The organism is Streptomyces sp. NPDC048389, assembly GCF_040706335.1.
Classification (GTDB): Bacteria; Actinomycetota; Actinomycetes; order Streptomycetales; family Streptomycetaceae; genus Streptomyces.
Window position 1 is genome coordinate 78,853 of the sequence record NZ_JBEZKP010000011.1, and the last position, 15,454, is coordinate 94,306.

Annotated in this window: 10 protein-coding genes and 1 pseudogene; 4 read left to right on the forward strand and 7 right to left on the reverse strand. The window is 70.3% G+C overall.

All coding sequences use genetic code 11. The annotated features are described in order from the left end of the window. Positions 1 to 64: 64 nt before the first annotated feature. From AB0903_RS11195 to uvrC, 5 genes are all read right to left on the reverse strand, one after another. Complete coding sequence (locus AB0903_RS11195; protein WP_366701319.1) at positions 65 to 3,013, reverse strand: M14 family zinc carboxypeptidase; 2,949 nt, start codon at positions 3,011 to 3,013, stop codon at positions 65 to 67. A gap of 186 nt (positions 3,014 to 3,199) precedes the next feature. Then, positions 3,200 to 4,189, reverse strand: coding sequence for a DNA-binding protein WhiA (gene whiA, locus AB0903_RS11200; RefSeq protein ID WP_005318962.1), 990 nt, complete (start codon positions 4,187 to 4,189; stop codon positions 3,200 to 3,202). After that, complete coding sequence (gene yvcK / locus AB0903_RS11205) at positions 4,180 to 5,214, reverse strand: uridine diphosphate-N-acetylglucosamine-binding protein YvcK (protein ID WP_366701321.1); 1,035 nt, start codon at positions 5,212 to 5,214, stop codon at positions 4,180 to 4,182. Before yvcK ends, whiA begins: the two co-directional genes overlap by 10 nt. Then, complete coding sequence (rapZ, locus tag AB0903_RS11210) at positions 5,211 to 6,155, reverse strand: RNase adapter RapZ (protein WP_366701323.1); 945 nt, start codon at positions 6,153 to 6,155, stop codon at positions 5,211 to 5,213. Before rapZ ends, yvcK begins: the two co-directional genes overlap by 4 nt. Further along, positions 6,152 to 8,137 carry an excinuclease ABC subunit UvrC gene (uvrC, locus tag AB0903_RS11215; protein WP_366701325.1) on the reverse strand — a complete coding sequence of 662 codons (1,986 nt, stop codon included), beginning with the start codon at positions 8,135 to 8,137 and terminating at the stop codon, positions 6,152 to 6,154. The genes rapZ and uvrC overlap by 4 nt, the downstream gene beginning before the upstream one ends. Positions 8,138 to 8,488: 351 nt before the next feature. Between uvrC and AB0903_RS11220 the strand changes: the two genes are divergently transcribed. Beyond that, positions 8,489 to 9,418, forward strand: a complete 930-nt coding sequence (locus tag AB0903_RS11220) for a hypothetical protein (RefSeq protein WP_366701327.1) — start codon at positions 8,489 to 8,491, stop codon at positions 9,416 to 9,418. A gap of 97 nt (positions 9,419 to 9,515) precedes the next feature. On the opposite strand, the gene AB0903_RS11225 is transcribed toward AB0903_RS11220, so the two are convergent. Both AB0903_RS11225 and uvrA read right to left on the reverse strand, forming a co-directional pair. Further along, on the reverse strand, positions 9,516 to 9,938 hold the full coding sequence (locus tag AB0903_RS11225; RefSeq protein WP_366701329.1) for a Rieske (2Fe-2S) protein: 423 nt from the start codon (positions 9,936 to 9,938) through the stop codon (positions 9,516 to 9,518). Positions 9,939 to 10,160: 222 nt separating this feature from the next. Continuing rightward, positions 10,161 to 13,064 (reverse strand): annotated as a pseudogene (uvrA, locus tag AB0903_RS11230) (excinuclease ABC subunit UvrA); the annotation flags it as partial. Between the two features lie 196 nt (positions 13,065 to 13,260). Here uvrA and AB0903_RS11235 point away from each other — a divergent pair. The 3 genes from AB0903_RS11235 (at position 13,261) to AB0903_RS11245 (ending at position 15,337) form a co-directional block, all read left to right on the forward strand. Next, positions 13,261 to 13,944: a maleylpyruvate isomerase family mycothiol-dependent enzyme gene (locus AB0903_RS11235; protein ID WP_366701331.1), complete on the forward strand. Its 684-nt coding sequence runs from the start codon at positions 13,261 to 13,263 to the stop codon at positions 13,942 to 13,944. A gap of 24 nt (positions 13,945 to 13,968) precedes the next feature. Beyond that, a complete protein-coding gene (locus AB0903_RS11240) occupies positions 13,969 to 14,622 on the forward strand; it encodes an MBL fold metallo-hydrolase (protein WP_366701333.1) in 654 nt (217 codons plus the stop codon). 415 nt (positions 14,623 to 15,037) lie between these two features. Continuing rightward, the gene (locus tag AB0903_RS11245) at positions 15,038 to 15,337 is read left to right on the forward strand and encodes a DUF6342 family protein (protein ID WP_366701335.1); all 300 of its coding nucleotides are present in this window, start codon (positions 15,038 to 15,040) and stop codon (positions 15,335 to 15,337) included. Positions 15,338 to 15,454: the final 117 nt, after the last annotated feature.

Genomic DNA, 15,454 nt, shown 5'->3' on the forward strand with positions numbered 1-15,454 from the left:
GCCGTTTCGCACACCGGGGCGCGGGGCGTACGTGTCACCGCCCCGCGCCCGGTCATCTGCGCCGTCAGCGGCGCAGGGCCCTCAGTGCCGCACCGGTGATTCGCCCACGGTCCGCCGCGCTGCGCAGGTGCTCCAGGCCGAAACCGAGCAGCACGGTGTCCCGCGTGGTCACCGCGGAGCCCGACGGATAGAGATCCCGGCTGCGCTCCCAGCTTCCCCGCGGGGCCGGGCTGCCCGCCGGTGGCTCGCCGGCCTGCCAGGCGCCGAGGGATGTCTCGAAGCCCTCCGGGGGCTGCGCCCCGCCGTCGGTGACCAGACCGGCCCGGTCGACGAAGACCCCGCGGCCGCCGGCGCTCGGGTCGGTGATGTAGGAGACGGAGACCTCGATCTGCCGGCCGGCGTAGGCGCTCAGGTCGAACGACGCGGCCCGCCAGCCGTCGGAGGCTCCGGTGAAGGAGTTCCAGCTGCCGGTGGTGCCACTGGCCGTGCACGCGTCCTGCTCGAGCGTGAGGTAGTGCCGCAGGAACGGATGCCGGTCGACGTAGAAACCGGCGTCGCACTGGGTGGGCACGGTGGTGGACGTGCCGCCGTTGGTGTCCGGGAGCGTCGTCCAGTCGTCCCGGCCTACGGTGTGGACCTCCACGACGGCGTTGTCGTAGCCGGGCTCGGTGTTGAAGCTGAGCCGCATGTCGAGCCTGGGCCGCTCGCCGGCGGCCGTGCCGGTCAGGTCGACGGTGCGGGACAGCCGTGTCCAGGAGGAGTTGTGGTGGGTGGCCGCCGCGTACCACTCGCCCTCGTACGGCGAGAACGGCATTCTCGCGCCCGGGTAGTCGCCCGCGGCCGCACTGCGGAACTGCGGGAACTCGGCGGACGGCAGCGTGTCGGAGGTGATCGTGTACGCGCCGGCCGCGTCCAGGGGATTGCCTGCGGCGTCGCCGAGCGCGCCGGAGGCGCCCGAGAGGCGCCCGGTGCCGAGGAAGCCGTTCACTCCCACGAGTGAGGCGCGGCCGAAGGCGCCGAGGTAGTACTGCGAGAAGTCGTCGCTGAGCGCCCCGCCGAGGTCGGCGTCACCGCCGGCATGTTCACCCGCGGTGATGAGTTTCCCGCCTTCGTTGACGTAGGAGCGCACGGCCTGCGTGGTGGCCCAGGAAGGTTCCGCGGCGCCCGAGTACCACAGGACGGTCCTGAAGTGGCTCAGCACACCGAGCGGGTGCGGCGTGCCCTGCGTGGCGACGTCCCAGACGGCGCTGCGCCTGCCGTTGTCCGCGAGAGCCCGGGTGTAGGCGGCGGTGTGCTGTGCCGCGGCCGTGCCGCCCTCCTCCGCGACGACCAGTGTGTCGCCGCGCGGGCGCTCGGCGACCGTGTAGGTGAAGTGCTCGCTGGCGGTGCGCCCGCCGTCCTTGGTGCGGCCGGTGAACCACACCTCGACCCGGTCGCCGGGGCGGGCGTCCTCGACCTCTGCGCGGTACTCGTCGAAGTAGAGGTTGTCCTCGCCGCCGTAGCGCTCGCCGCCCTTCCAGGGTCGCAGCTTCTCGTCGTGCGTACGGCCGCCGTTGATCCGGTAGTTGAGTTCCTTGTGGCGCACCGATCTGCGGGCGGTGACGGAGACCTCCTGGTCGCCGCCGCGGGCGTAGGAGGTGGTGAAGGTGTCCGGGGTGAAGTCCGCGGCCTCGAGCCCCAGCGCCGACGACGGGCGGTCGGGGTGGGCGGCGGTCTCGGCGACGGAGAGCGCGAAGGGGATGTTCTTGGCGAACTCCTGCCGGATCAGCTCCTCGTCGTCGGGGAAGGTGAAGATGGAGGCGCAGTCCGCGGGGTGCCACTCGTCGTCGGGGTCGACGCGGGAGGCCGCGGCGCAGGTCGACATCTCGGGGGTGAACATCATCGTCCCGTTGACGTTGGCCGCGTGGCCGTCGGTCTCGCCGTTGGTGGTGTAGAGCTCCGAGGAGACCTGCGGCCGGTAGCCGGGGATCGCGGAGTTGCCCGGCGTGCCCGCCAGCGCCTCGTAGAGCACGTCGTCGGGGGTCGGGGTGGCGACCTGCCAGCCCACTCCGTACAGCAGCAGCTGGGCGGCGGAGTGGTAGTTGATGCCGTATTCGAAGCCGATGCGCTTCTGGAAGCGGTCGATGGCCCGGGTCTCCGGTTCGGAGGCGGGACCGGGTCCGCGGTACGTCTCGTCGAACGGGTCGGGCGAGGAGCCCTCGTCGTCGTAGCCCCACTTGTAGGGGAAGTTGCGGTTGAGGTCGACGCCGTCGCCCGCGGTGATCTTCCCGTCGCCGTTGTTGTCGCGGAGGTTCTTGCGCCACTGGCGCTCTTCAGGGCCGTTGAAGGTGTAGTCGTAGCCGTCCGGGTTGGCGGAGAGCACGAACCACAGCTCGGTGGTGTCCACGACCTCGGTGATCCGGGGGTCCTTGCCGTAGTTGTCGAGGTAATGGTGCATCAGCCGCCGTGTCATCTCCGGGGTGATCCACTCACGGGCGTGCTGGCTCGACATGTACAGGGTGGCCGGCCTGGAGCCGTCGCGGTGCCGGTCGGCGCCCCTGGAGACCTTGAGGGCGAGGATGTCCTGCCCCTTCACGGACTTCCCGATGCTCACCACCTTGGTGAGGTCCGGGTGGGCCTTCGCGGTGTCGAGGATCTCGCTCTTGAGGCCGCCTTCACCGCTGTACGGGCGGAAGACCCCGTCTCCGGCGGCGGCGAGGCGCCGCTCCGTCCGGTCGGAGATGGTGTGCTTGCTGATCTCGACGCCCTGCTCGCGCAGTTCGCCGGCCTGCCGCCGGGTGAGGTGGAGCTCGACGGTGGCGGTGCCCTCGTCCGGGATCCGCTCGCCGAACTCATGGCCGTCGGTGCCCGCCGCGAGGACCAGCGGCACCTGTTCCTTGCTCACTTCCGCGTGCCATACGGCGAGTTCCTCGCCGTTCCCGCCCCCGGAGTCGGCCTGCGCGATCGGAGCCGCCGACACTCCCGCGATCAGGAGTGAGGCCGCCGCGAGGATCGATCCCGCTCTGCGTCTCATAAGCCCCCCTTGCTGTTGTCTGCCAGGAAAGTGCTCGTGTCCGCCGTGTTGACGGGCATGCGACAGGCTCATGATTCTCCATGGTCATGTCAATAGGGCCATCGGCCGGACCGGTTCGGAAACGACACTGCCGACGCCCCGAAAGGGCGTCGGCAGTAAAGCTCTGGAGCTACATGCCGGGGACGGTCAGCCGACCAGACCGTCGGCCATCTCCTCCGTCAGATTCGACTCGGTACCCGGGATGCCCAGGTCCTGCGCCCGCTTGTCCGCCATCGCCAGCAGCCGGCGGATACGGCCGGCGACCGCGTCCTTCGTCAGCGGCGGGTCGGCGAGGGCGCCCAGCTCCTCCAGCGACGCCTGCTTGTGCTCCATCCGCAGCCGGCCTGCGGCGGCGAGGTGCTCCGGCACTTCCTCGCCGAGGATCTCCAGGGCCCGCTGCACCCGGGCGCCGGCCGCCACCGCGGCACGGGCGGAGCGGCGCAGGTTCGCGTCGTCGAAGTTGGCCAGGCGGTTGGCGGTGGCGCGCACCTCGCGCCGCATCCGCCGCTCCTCCCAGGCCAGCACCGACTCGTGCGCGCCGAGGCGGGTCAGCAGGGCGCCGATCGCGTCACCGTCCCGGACGACCACCCGGTCGACGCCGCGCACCTCGCGCGCCTTCGCCGCGATGGAGAGCCGGCGGGCCGCACCGACGAGCGCGAGGGCCGCCTCCGGCCCCGGGCAGGTGACCTCCAAGGAGGAGGACCGGCCGGGCTCGGTCAGCGAACCGTGCGCGAGGAAGGCCCCCCGCCAGGCGGCCTCCGCGTCGCACGTCGCACCCGAGACGACCTGGGGCGGCAGCCCGCGGATCGGGCGGCCCCGGCCGTCGACCAGCCCCGTCTGCCGCGCCAGCTGGTCACCGCCCGCCACCACCCGCACCACGAAGCGCGAACCGCGGCGCAGACCACCGGGAGCCATGACCATCAGCTCCGAGCTGTGACCGAAGATCTCCAGAATGTCGCGCTTCAGCCGGCGTGCCGCGATACCGGTGTCCAGCTCCGCCTCGATCACGATGCGGCCGCTCACCAGGTGCAGACCGCCCGCGAACCGCAGGATGGCCGAGACCTCCGCTTTTCTGCAGCAGGTCCGGGTGACGGGGAGCCGGGAGATCTCGTCCTTCACCGCTGCCGTCATCGCCATGGGCCGATCCTTCCATGCATCCGAAAAATACGGTCGTACGCGGCCGCCAACAGTTCCGGATCATGCTTCGAAACGCTGTCGGGAGAGGCCACCGGAGCCAGCTCGACCGCGGCGCCCAGCCGCTTGGCGGCATCGGCGAGGGACTCGCGGTCGGGCACTGCGGCCTCGTCGGCCAGCACCACGTCCAGGGTGAGTTTAGGCGCGTGTCGTCCCAAAACCTCCAAATGACGCTGCGGGGAAAAGCCATCTGTTTCACCGGGCTGCGGCGCGAGATTGAGCGAGAGCACCCGGCGCGCCTTCGTCTCGACCAGGGCTTCCAGCAGCTCGGGCACCAGCAGGTGCGGGATGACGGAGGAGAACCACGAGCCGGGGCCGAGGACCACCCAGTCCGCGTCCAGCACGGCCGCCACGGCCTCCGGGACGGCCGGCGGGTCGTTCGGTACGAGGTGCACGGACTGGACCTCACCGGGGGTGAGCGCCACGGTCGCCTGACCGCGCACGGTGTCCACCTCGTCCGGACGCGACGGGTCGTGCCCCCGTACGAATGCCTGGAGCTGGAGCGGGACGGCCGACATGGGCAGCACGCGGCCGTGCGCGCCGAGCAGCTTGCCGACCAGGTCCAGGGCCTGGACGTGGTCGCCGAACTGTTCCCACAGGGCCACGATCAGCAGATTGCCGACCGCGTGCTCGTGCAGCTCGCCCCGGGACTGGAAACGGTGCTGGATGACCCGGGCCCAGGTCTGCCCCCAGTCGTCGTCGCCGCACAGTGCTGCCAGGGCTTTGCGCAGGTCACCGGGCGGCAGCACGCCGAGCTCGTCGCGGAGGCGCCCGCTGGAGCCGCCGTCGTCGGCGACCGTGACGACCGCGGTGAGGTCGCCGGTGATACGGCGCAGGGCCGCGAGCGACGCCGACAAACCCATACCGCCGCCCAGGGCGACGACCTTGGGCTGTGCGCCGCGCTTCCGTGACGACAGCGAGCGCGTGGACCTGCGCAGCCGCCGCAGACGGATGTTGCGTCCGGTCACTCGCGCCCCAGGTCCCGGTGCACGACGACAGTCTCGACACCGGCGGAGGACAGGCGGGCGGCCAGCCTTTCCGAGGTGGCGACGGAGCGGTGCTTGCCGCCGGTGCAGCCCACCGCGACGGTCACGTACCTCTTGCCCTCACGGCGATAACCGGCGGCGATCAGCTGAAGCAGTTCCGTGTAGCGGTCGAGGAACTCCTTGGCGCCGGGCTGGTTGAAGACGTAGTTCGACACCTCGTCGTTGAGACCGGTGAAGGGGCGCAGCTCCGGCACCCAGTGCGGGTTCGGCAGGAAGCGCATGTCGACCACGAGGTCCGCGTCGACCGGCAGGCCGTACTTGAAGCCGAACGACATCACCGTCGCCCGCAGCTCCGGCTCCTCGTCGCCGGCGAACCGGGCGTCCATCTTGGCGCGCAGCTCGTGGACGTTGAGACCGGAGGTGTCGATCACCAGGTCGGCGTCACCACGCAGTTCACGCAGCAGGTCACGCTCGGCGGCGATGCCGTCGACGATCCGGCCGTCGCCCTGCAGCGGATGCGGGCGGCGGACCGACTCGAAGCGCCGCACCAGCGCGTCGTCCGACGACTCGAGGAAGACGATCCGGCGGGTGACCTGCTTGGTGTCCAGGTCGGCCAGCGACTCGCGCAGATTGTCGAAGAAACGCCGGCCGCGCACATCGACGACGACCGCGATGCGCGCGACGTTGCCCTGCGAGCGGGCGCCGAGCTCCACCATCGTGGGGATCAGCGCGGGCGGCAGGTTGTCGACGACGAACCACCCGAGGTCCTCCAGACACTTGGCCGCCGTACTGCGACCGGCGCCGGACATACCCGAAATGATCACCAGCTCGGGGATGGCCGCGTCACCCGTGGCCTCGCCGCCGGGCTCTGTGCCGTTGCCCGTAGTCACGTCTGCTGCTCCGTCTCCGTTGTGCTCAGTCATGCGGTGCTGCCCCCGTCGTTCTCTTCAATGATCTCTCCTGTGGCGGTGTTCACGGCGGGCGGGGACGGCGCCGTCCCCGCCAGGGCCACGACCACGGACTCGGCCGTCTTGCGGCCCATCCCGGGAACCTCGCAGATCTGCTCGATTGTCGCCTGCCGCAGCCGCTTCACCGAGCCGAAATGCTTGATCAGAGCCTGTTTCCTGGTGTCACCGAGCCCCGGGACCGCGTCCAGCGGGCTGGTCCTGATGCGCTTGGAACGCTTGGAACGCTGATAGCGGATCGCGAAGTCGTGTGCCGTGTCACGGACCCGCTGGAGCAGGTACAGGCCCTCGCTCGACCGCGGCAGCACCACGGGGTCGTCCTCGTGCGGCAGCCAGACCTCCTCCAGGCGCTTGGCCAGGCCACAGACCGCGACGTCGTCGATGCCCAGCTCGTCCAGGGCGCGCTTGGCCGCGGCGACCTGCGGCTGTCCGCCGTCGACGACGACGAGCTGCGGCGGGTAGGCGAACCTCTTCGGCCTGCCCTCCTCGTCCGCGGCCTCGTGGCCGGGCTCGTCGTCACCGATCCATTCCCCCGTCCGGTCCTTCTCCGCGAGATACCGCTTGAAGCGGCGGCTGATCACCTCGTGCATGGACCGGACGTCGTCCTGCCCCTCGAAGCCGCGGATCTGGAAGCGGCGGTACTCGCTCTTGCGGGCGAGCCCGTCCTCGAAGACGACCATGGACGCGACCACGTCCTCACCCTGGAGGTGCGAGATGTCGAAGCACTCGATGCGCAGCGGCGCGGAGTCGAGCCCCAGGGCCTCCGCGATCTCCTCCAGAGCACGGGAGCGGGTGGTCAGATCGCTGGCGCGCTTGGTCTTGTGCAGCCCGAGAGCCTGCAGCGCGTTGCGCTCGACGGTCTCCATCAGGGCCTTCTTGTCGCCGCGCTGCGGGACACGCAGGGAGACGCCCGCCCCACGGCGCCCGCTCAGCCACTGGGTGACCGCGCCGGTGTCCTCCGGCAGAGCCGGGACGAGGACCTCCTTGGGGACCGCGTCGCCGCTCTCCTCGCCGTACAGCTGCTGGAGCGCGTGCTCGACCAGGCCGGCGGTGTCCACGTTCTCCACCTTGTCGGTGACCCAGCCGCGCTGGCCGCGGACACGGCCGCCGCGGACGTGGAAGATCTGCACGGCCGCCTCCAGTTCGTCCTCCGCGAGGGCGATCAGGTCGGCGTCGGTGGCGTCGGCCAGCACCACCGCGTTCTTCTCGAGGGCCCGCTCCAGCGCCTCTATGTCGTCACGGAGGCGGGCCGCCTTCTCGTACTCCATCTCCTCGGCCGCGGCCAGCATCTGCTTCTCGAGACGGCGGATGTAGGTCCCGGTGCGGCCGGCCATGAAGTCGCAGAACTCCTCGGCCAGTTCGCGGTGCTCCTCGGGGGTGACCCGGCCCACGCAGGGCGCGGAGCACTTGCCGATGTAACCGAGCAGACAGGGGCGGCCCTTCTGCACGTGGTTGCGGAACACGCCCGCGGAGCAGGTGCGCACGGGGAAGACGCGCAGCATCAGATCGACGGTCTCGCGGATCGCCCAGGCGTGACCGTACGGACCGAAGTAGCGCACGCCCTTCTTCTTGGCGCCGCGCATCACCTGGACCCTCGGGAACTCCTCGTTCAGCGTTACCGCGAGATAGGGATAACTCTTGTCGTCGCGGTACTTGACGTTGAACCGGGGGTCGTACTCCTTGATCCAGGAGTACTCCAGCTGGAGCGCCTCCACCTCGGTCGAGACGACCGTCCACTCGACGGAGGCCGCGGTGGTGACCATGGTCCGGGTGCGCGGGTGGAGATTCGCCAGATCCTGGAAGTAGCTGGCGAGGCGGGAGCGCAGGCTCTTCGCCTTGCCGACGTAGATCACCCGGCGATGCTCGTCACGGAACCGGTAGACCCCCGGCGAGTCGGGGATCTGTCCCGGCTTGGGGCGGTAGCTGGAGGGGTCGGCCATGCCGTCCACCCTACTGGCGGGCAGTGACAGTACGGAGACAGACCGCCAGGTACATGACCACCACTGGTCGTTCACGGCTGGCGAGGGACACGGATGCGTGCCGAGCCTTGTCGGCGCAAGACCAACCCGATTCAATGCGGGGGACCCCGACCCGCTTCGACGCGGGAGACACGCCGCTGCGCACAGCCCACCGGATACACCCCTTTCCGACCGGCCGGCCCGGCGTCCCCTCGTTGCTTGCCCTCTGTTCCATCGATCTTCGTGCCCCCGTTCCTTCGCCCCGTCGTTCCCTCGCATCCCTCGCTCCCTCGTTTCGTTCGCCCCTCGTTCCGTCGCCTTCCGGAGGAATCCATGCGCCACGCCGAGGCCGATCTGGCCCAGGCGCTGCACACCGGCCCGTTCCACCTGGCGCTGCGCGCCGCCCTTGCCGTGCGCGGTCTGCCGCTTCAGCGCGTCCAGCACCATCTCGCCCACCGCGGGATCAAGGTGGGCGTCACCAGCCTCAGCTACTGGCAGCAGGGTGCCCGCCGCCCGCAGCGTCCCGAGTCGCTGCGAGCGGTCCGCGCCCTGGAAGAGGTCCTCTGCCTGCCAGGGAACTCGCTGGTCCGGCTGCTGGGCACGGACGACCGGGAGGACGGCCGCGACGAGCGCGAACGCTCCTGCGGACACGCGGACCGGTCAAGAGCGGTGGAACGGCTCGTCGCCGGCCTCGGCCCGGCGGTACCCGCGGACGGCGGGCTGCACACCGTCGGCCACCACGAACGAGTCCGGATCGGGGCGCGGGGACAGCTGCTCGGACGGGACTCGCAGCATGTCGTACGCGTCCACCGCGACGGGGTCGACCGCTACCTCGCCGTCCATCACGGCGATCCGGGCTGCGACCCCTCGGCCGTGGAGGTCACCGCCCGCGAGAACTGCCGCACAGGGCGGGTGCGGCGGGACCGGGCGAGCGGCATCGTGGCCGTCGAGCTGCTCTTCGACACCCGGCTGCGGGTCGGCGACACGTATGTCTTCGGCTACGGCTTCGAGGACGGGACAGGCGGCCCAAGTACGGAGTACGCGCGCGGCTTCGACTCCGCGGGCGGGCAGTACATGCTGCAGGTGCGCTTCGACGAGGGGGCGCCGCTGCCCGTGCGCTGTCGTCGCCTCTCCCGGAGCATCACCGGAGTGCCGCGCGGTCCCCGCACGGAGCTGACACTCAGCGGACGGCACCGCACGGTGCACCTCGTCGAGCAGGGAGTGCGGCGGGGGACACTGGGAATCGGCTGGGACTGGGCATGACGTCCGGGACCGGTATTGGCGGTGCGGGACCCTGAGTGACGGTCCCGGACCGGAGTGACGGTGCAAGACCGGAGTGACGGTGCGGGCGGGGCAGCCTCTATGCGTCCGGGCCCGCCACGAGCCTGCCGCCGTCCGCCCTGACCGGCACCTCCGGCAGCGGGACCGTGGCAGGCCCCCGCAGCGCCTTGCCGGTCGTCACATCGAAGCGACTGCCGTGGCAGGGGCAGTTGCCCTCGGTGCCCTCCACCTTGTCGAGGACACAGCCCGCGTGGGTGCACTGGGCGCTGAACGCCTTGTACTCCCCCTCCGCCGGGCAGTGCACGATCAGGCGCTGCTCGCGGTACAGCCTGGCCCCGCCGACGGGCACGGCGTCCGCGGCGCCCAGGTCGACCGGTGCCGTGGGGGTGGGGTTCTCCGCGTGGCCGAGCTTGGACTCGGTGGAGCACCCGGCGACGCCCAGCCCGGCGGCCCCGGCGAGGGCAGCGCCCTTCAGGACGGTACGGCGGGCGGTCGGGGCCATCGGAACTCCACGGTTCGGGTCGTCATGGTGGGAGGCGGATCGTGTACCGCCGGACCCGACGATACCGGCGGAGACCGCCCCGACGGCGGCGGGGTCCAAGGGGGCGGCGCCTTCGTGTGGCGGGCGGCACTGCGACTACGGGGAGGGGGCCACGCCTGCTGCAGGCGTGGCCCCCACACCCGCAGACGCGCGCCCCCGCCCCGCCGGGCGTCAGACCTTCCGGGCCCGTGCCGACCGCACCGCCGCCGGCACCGCCACCCCGGCCGCCGCGTCGCTGATCCGCTCCGCGTCCAGGATGTCCCGCAGGAACTTGCCGGTATGGCTGGCCGGCACCCCCGCGACCTGCTCCGGCGTGCCCTCGGCGATCACCAGACCACCACCGCTGCCGCCCTCCGGACCCATGTCGATGACCCAGTCCGCCGTCTTGATGACATCGAGGTTGTGCTCGATGACGATCACCGAGTTGCCCTTGTCGACCAGTCCGGACAACACGGTGATCAGCTTGCTGATGTCCTCGAAGTGCAGACCGGTGGTCGGCTCGTCCAGGACGTAGACCGTCCGGCCCGTCGAGCGCTTCTGGAGCTCGGACGCCAGCTTCACGCGCTGTGCCTCACCACCGGACAGCGTCGGCGCGGGCTGGCCGAGTCGGACGTACCCGAGGCCGACCTCGTTGAGAGTGCGCAGGTGGCGGGAGATCGTCGGGACGGCCTCGAAGAAGTCCAGCGCCTCCTCGATCGGCATGTCCAGCACCTCCGCGATGGACTTGCCCTTGTAGTGGACGTCCAGCGTCTCGCGGTTGTACCGCGCTCCGTGGCAGACCTCGCACGGAACGTACACGTCCGGCAGGAAGTTCATCTCGATCTTGATTGTGCCGTCGCCGGAGCAGTTCTCGCAGCGGCCGCCCTTGACGTTGAAGGAGAACCGGCCGGGCAGATAGCCGCGGACCTTGGCCTCCATCGTCTCGGCGAAGAGCTTGCGGACGTGGTCGAAGACGCCCGTGTACGTCGCCGGGTTCGACCGCGGGGTGCGGCCGATGGGCGACTGGTCGACATGGACCACCTTGTCGACGAGGTCGTCGCCGTCGACCCGGGTGTGACGGCCCGGCACCGACTTCGCTCCGTTCAGCTCGCGGGCGAGGTGGGTGTACAGGATGTCGTTGACCAGGGTCGACTTTCCGGAGCCGGAGACGCCGGTGACCGCTGTCAGGACCCCGAGCGGGAACGCGACGTCGATGTCCTGGAGGTTGTTCTCCCGGGCGCCGTGCACGGTCAGCCGGCGCGCCGGGTCGACCGGGCGGCGCAGCTCCGGTGTCGCGATGGACCGCTTGCCGGACAGGTACTGCCCGGTCATCGACTCCTTGTTGGCGAGCAGTTGCCTCAACGGACCGGAGTGCACGACCTTGCCGCCGTGCTCGCCCGCGCCGGGGCCGATGTCGACGACCCAGTCGGCGACCTTGATGGTGTCCTCGTCGTGCTCGACGACGATGAGGGTGTTGCCCATGTCGCGGAGCCGGACGAGGGTCTCGATCAGCCGGTGGTTGTCGCGCTGGTGCAGGCCGATGGAGGGCTCGTCGAGGACGTAGAGCACGCCGACCAGGCCGGAGCCGATCTGGGTGGCGAGCCGGATGCGCTGGGCCTCGCCGCCGGACAGGGTGCCGGCGGCCCGGTTGAGCGACAGATAGTCCAGACCGACGTCGACCAGGAAGCGCAGCCGCTCGTTGACCTCCTTGAGGACCCGCTCGGCGATCTTCTTGTCGCGGGCGTTGAGCTTGAGACGTCCGAGGAACTCGGCGCACTCGCTGATCGACATCGCGGAGACCTCGGCGATGGACTTCTCCATCACGGTGACCGCGAGCACGATCGGCTTGAGCCGGGTGCCCTCACAGGTCGGGCAGGGCACCTCGCGCATATAGCCCTCGAAGCGCTCCCTGCTGGAGTCGCTCTCGGCCTCGGAGTGCCGCCGCTTGACGAACTGCACGGCCCCCTCGAAGGCCGGGGTGGTCCAGGCGCGCTCGCGTCCGTAGCGGTTGCGGTAGCGGACCTCGAGCTGGGTCTTGTGGCCGTGGAGGAGGGCCTTCTTGGCACGGGCGGGCAGCCCGGCCCAGGGCATGTCCGTGGAGAAGCCGAGTGCCTGCGCGAGCCCGTCGATCAAGCGGCCGAAGTACTCCTTGGTGTGGCCGTGGGACCAGGGGTGGATCGCGCCCTCGTCGAGGGACTTCTCCTCGTCGGGGACGATCAGCTCCGGGTCGACCTCCATGCGGGTGCCGATGCCGGTGCAGTCGGGGCAGGCACCGAAGGGCGAGTTGAACGAGAAAGAGCGGGGCTCGAGCTCCTCGAACGACAGGTCGTCGTACGGGCAGTACAGATGCTCCGAGTACATCCGCTCCCGCTCGGGGTCGTCCTCCGGGAGGTCGACGAAGTCGAGCACGACCATGCCGCCGGAGAGCCCGAGCGCGGTCTCGACGGAGTCGGTGAGCCGGCGCTTGGCGGAGTCCTTCACCGTGAGGCGGTCGACGACCACCTCGATGGTGTGCTTCTCCTGCTTCTTCAGCGTGGGCGGCTCGGCGAGCTGGACGGTCTTCCCGTCGACCCGCGCCCGGCTGTAGCCCTTGGTCTGCAGGTCGGAGAAGAGGTCGACGAACTCGCCCTTGCGCTCGCGCACCAGCGGCGAGAGCACCTGGAAACGGCTTCCCTCGGGCAGCTCGAGCACCTTGTCGACGATGGCCTGCGGCGACTGCCGTGAGATGGGCCGGCGGCACTCGGGGCAGTGCGGCTTGCCGATCCGCGCGAACAGCAGGCGCAGGTAGTCGTAGACCTCGGTGATCGTGCCGACCGTGGAGCGCGGGTTGCGCGAGGTCGACTTCTGGTCGATCGAGACGGCCGGGGAGAGGCCCTCGATGAAGTCCACGTCCGGTTTGTCCATCTGTCCGAGGAACTGCCGGGCGTACGAGGAGAGCGACTCGACGTACCGGCGCTGCCCCTCGGCGAAGATCGTGTCGAACGCGAGGGAGGACTTGCCCGATCCCGAGAGCCCGGTGAACACGATGAGGGAGTCACGCGGAAGGTCGAGCGAGACGTTCTTCAGATTGTGCTCGCGAGCGCCGCGAACGATGAGACGGTCGGCCACGCCGGTCCGCACCTTTCTCCATAGAAGCGGAGGCACAGCCCCCGTCCCGGACTGGGACCCAGTCTTCGGGGGCGGCCAGAAGATGAATGCCTTACTTTCAAGGATGCCTCCACCGAGCCTATAGCACGCGCATTCGATTTACGGACGTGTGCCGAGACCTTCACCCGATCGAGTGGGCGGAGCTAGGGTCGAGCTCATGATCGATCCCGTGAGCGACCTCCACTCTGTACGTGAAGCGACGGACCGGCTCCTCGCCGCGGCCGCCGGACTGGACAACGCCGCGGTCGCCGGGCCGTCACGGCTCCCCGGCTGGACCCGCGGCCATGTACTGGCCCACATCTCCCGTAACGCCGACGCGCTCGTAAATGTTCTCGAGGGCCGACCGATGTATGTCACAGGTGAGGCCCGCGACGCCGATATCGAGCGCGACGCGCCCCGCCCCCTCTCCGAGCAGCTCGACGACCTGCGCGCCACCGCCGCGCGCTTCCAGGACACCGGCGCCGCACCGGGCGACTGGCAGCGGACCGTGGAACTGCGCAACGGTGTGACCGACCGCGCGGCCAGGCTCCCCTTCCGCCGTCTCGTCGAGGTCGAGCTGCACCATGTCGACCTCGACATGGGCTACGAGCTCGAGGACCTGCCCAAGGAGTTCACCGAGCGTGAGACCGCCTTCCTGGCGGATCGATGGAGCGGCCGCGCGGACGTGCCCCCGACCCGGATCCTGGCCGGCGGCGGCGAGTGGCGGACCGGCGGCACTGACGGCGCTCCGGTCACCGTCTCCGGCTCCCCCGCCGAGGTGCTGGGCTGGCTCTCGGGCCGCCGCCCCGGCGCGGGCCTGGAGTGCACCGGGGGCCCGCTGCCCGTGCTGCCGGCACTGTAGGCCGGCAGCTATAGGCTGAGACCCATGACATACAGCGGAGCTGTGAAGGTCGGCGGTCCGGCGGACGTACACGAGCTCGCCGACCTGATGATCTCCAAGGTCGCGGTCGGACCGATGGACAACAACGCCTATCTGCTGCGCTGCCGGGCCACCGGCGAGCAGCTCCTGATCGACGCGGCGGCGGACCCGGACACGCTGCTGCAGCTGATCGGCGACGACTCCGTCGCCGGCGTCGTCACGACCCACCGGCACGGCGACCACTGGCAGGCCCTGGAGGACGTGGTCAGGGCGACCGGCGCCCGCACCTACGCCGGCCGTCATGACGCGGAGGGCATTCCCGTCCCGACCGACGTACCGGTCGACGACGGGGACACGATCCGGGTGGGACGGGTCGAGCTGACCGCCCGTCACCTCGTGGGCCACACGCCGGGGTCCATCGTGCTCGTCTACGACGACCCGCACGGCCACCCGCACGTCTTCACCGGCGACTGCCTGTTCCCCGGCGGCCCTGGCCGGACAACACAGCCCGACGAGTTCAACAGCCTCATGGATGGCCTGGAGGCCAAGCTCTTCGGCGTCCTACCGGATGAGACCTGGGTCTACCCCGGCCACGGCAACGACACCACGCTCGGCGCCGAGCGCCCCCACCTGGCGGAGTGGCGCGCCCGAGGCTGGTAGCCACGGCACATCCTGCGCAGCTGACCGCACCCGTGCGCGTCGGCGTCCGGGAGAACGTCGGCGCAGCCGGTATCCCCCTCACCTGTCCGACGTGGGGGCCGCGCGGCAAAGCCTCCCTGCGCGTCCCAGCAACCCTCGATCGGCGACTCCCCGAGGGTCGGCCGCAGCCCCGGCACAGCCGAGGCCCGCACGGCCGCACAGGTCGGCGGGTCCTCGGCTGTCACTGCGATTTCCGGGCGTTTCTGCCCGTGGGTGGCCTGAACGCTGATTCCAGACCGTTTGGGCAGAAATCCAGCCAGGCAGAGAACTCCCAGTGACGGAACATGAGCTATCCGCATAGATTCAGCCGTGGTTCGGGAGCTCCACAGCGGCCCAAGCCGAAGACTCATTCACCGGTTCTGAAGGGGGAAGTCGCATGGCCGACATCGATCTCGGAGTGGCGACAGATTGGGACGAGGGGGACACTCACGGCCGCGTCAAGCTGCGGCAGAACCAGGTCTACCCGAACTCGCCCAAGAAGGACGTGCTCATCAGCTCCCCTGTGAGCATCGAGCTGTCCGTGAACTCGAACTACTCCACCTCGCAGGAGGCGGACAAGATCTACTTCACGACCCATCACGGCTCGACGAAGAAGATCATCGCGGTGCTCGACTCCGACGGCAACCTGCACATTGCCGGGCGCCTGATCACCGAGCAGAAGGACCTCCGCTATTAGCGGCTGCCCTCTCCCCTGCGGCGGGCGACGAGGCCGCGCCCCCAGGTGAGCCGGCTCGTCTCCCACCCGCACAGCGCAAGGGCCCGCAAGACCCCGAGACTGGTCGCGCGGGCCCTT

What these genes read in the sequence shown, in the direction of transcription:
- AB0903_RS11220 (WP_366701327.1), top strand. Translation starts at nt 8,489, where the DNA reads ATGCGCCACGCCGAGGCCGATCTGGCCCAGGCGCTGCACACCGGCCCG.
- AB0903_RS11195 (WP_366701319.1), bottom strand. Translation starts at nt 3,013, where the DNA reads ATGAGACGCAGAGCGGGATCGATCCTCGCGGCGGCCTCACTCCTGATC.
- rapZ (WP_366701323.1), bottom strand. Translation starts at nt 6,155, where the DNA reads ATGACTGAGCACAACGGAGACGGAGCAGCAGACGTGACTACGGGCAAC.
- AB0903_RS11225 (WP_366701329.1), bottom strand. Translation starts at nt 9,938, where the DNA reads ATGGCCCCGACCGCCCGCCGTACCGTCCTGAAGGGCGCTGCCCTCGCC.
- AB0903_RS11245 (WP_366701335.1), top strand. Translation starts at nt 15,038, where the DNA reads ATGGCCGACATCGATCTCGGAGTGGCGACAGATTGGGACGAGGGGGAC.
- uvrC (WP_366701325.1), bottom strand. Translation starts at nt 8,137, where the DNA reads ATGGCCGACCCCTCCAGCTACCGCCCCAAGCCGGGACAGATCCCCGAC.
- AB0903_RS11240 (WP_366701333.1), top strand. Translation starts at nt 13,969, where the DNA reads ATGACATACAGCGGAGCTGTGAAGGTCGGCGGTCCGGCGGACGTACAC.
- whiA (WP_005318962.1), bottom strand. Translation starts at nt 4,189, where the DNA reads ATGGCGATGACGGCAGCGGTGAAGGACGAGATCTCCCGGCTCCCCGTC.
- AB0903_RS11235 (WP_366701331.1), top strand. Translation starts at nt 13,261, where the DNA reads ATGATCGATCCCGTGAGCGACCTCCACTCTGTACGTGAAGCGACGGAC.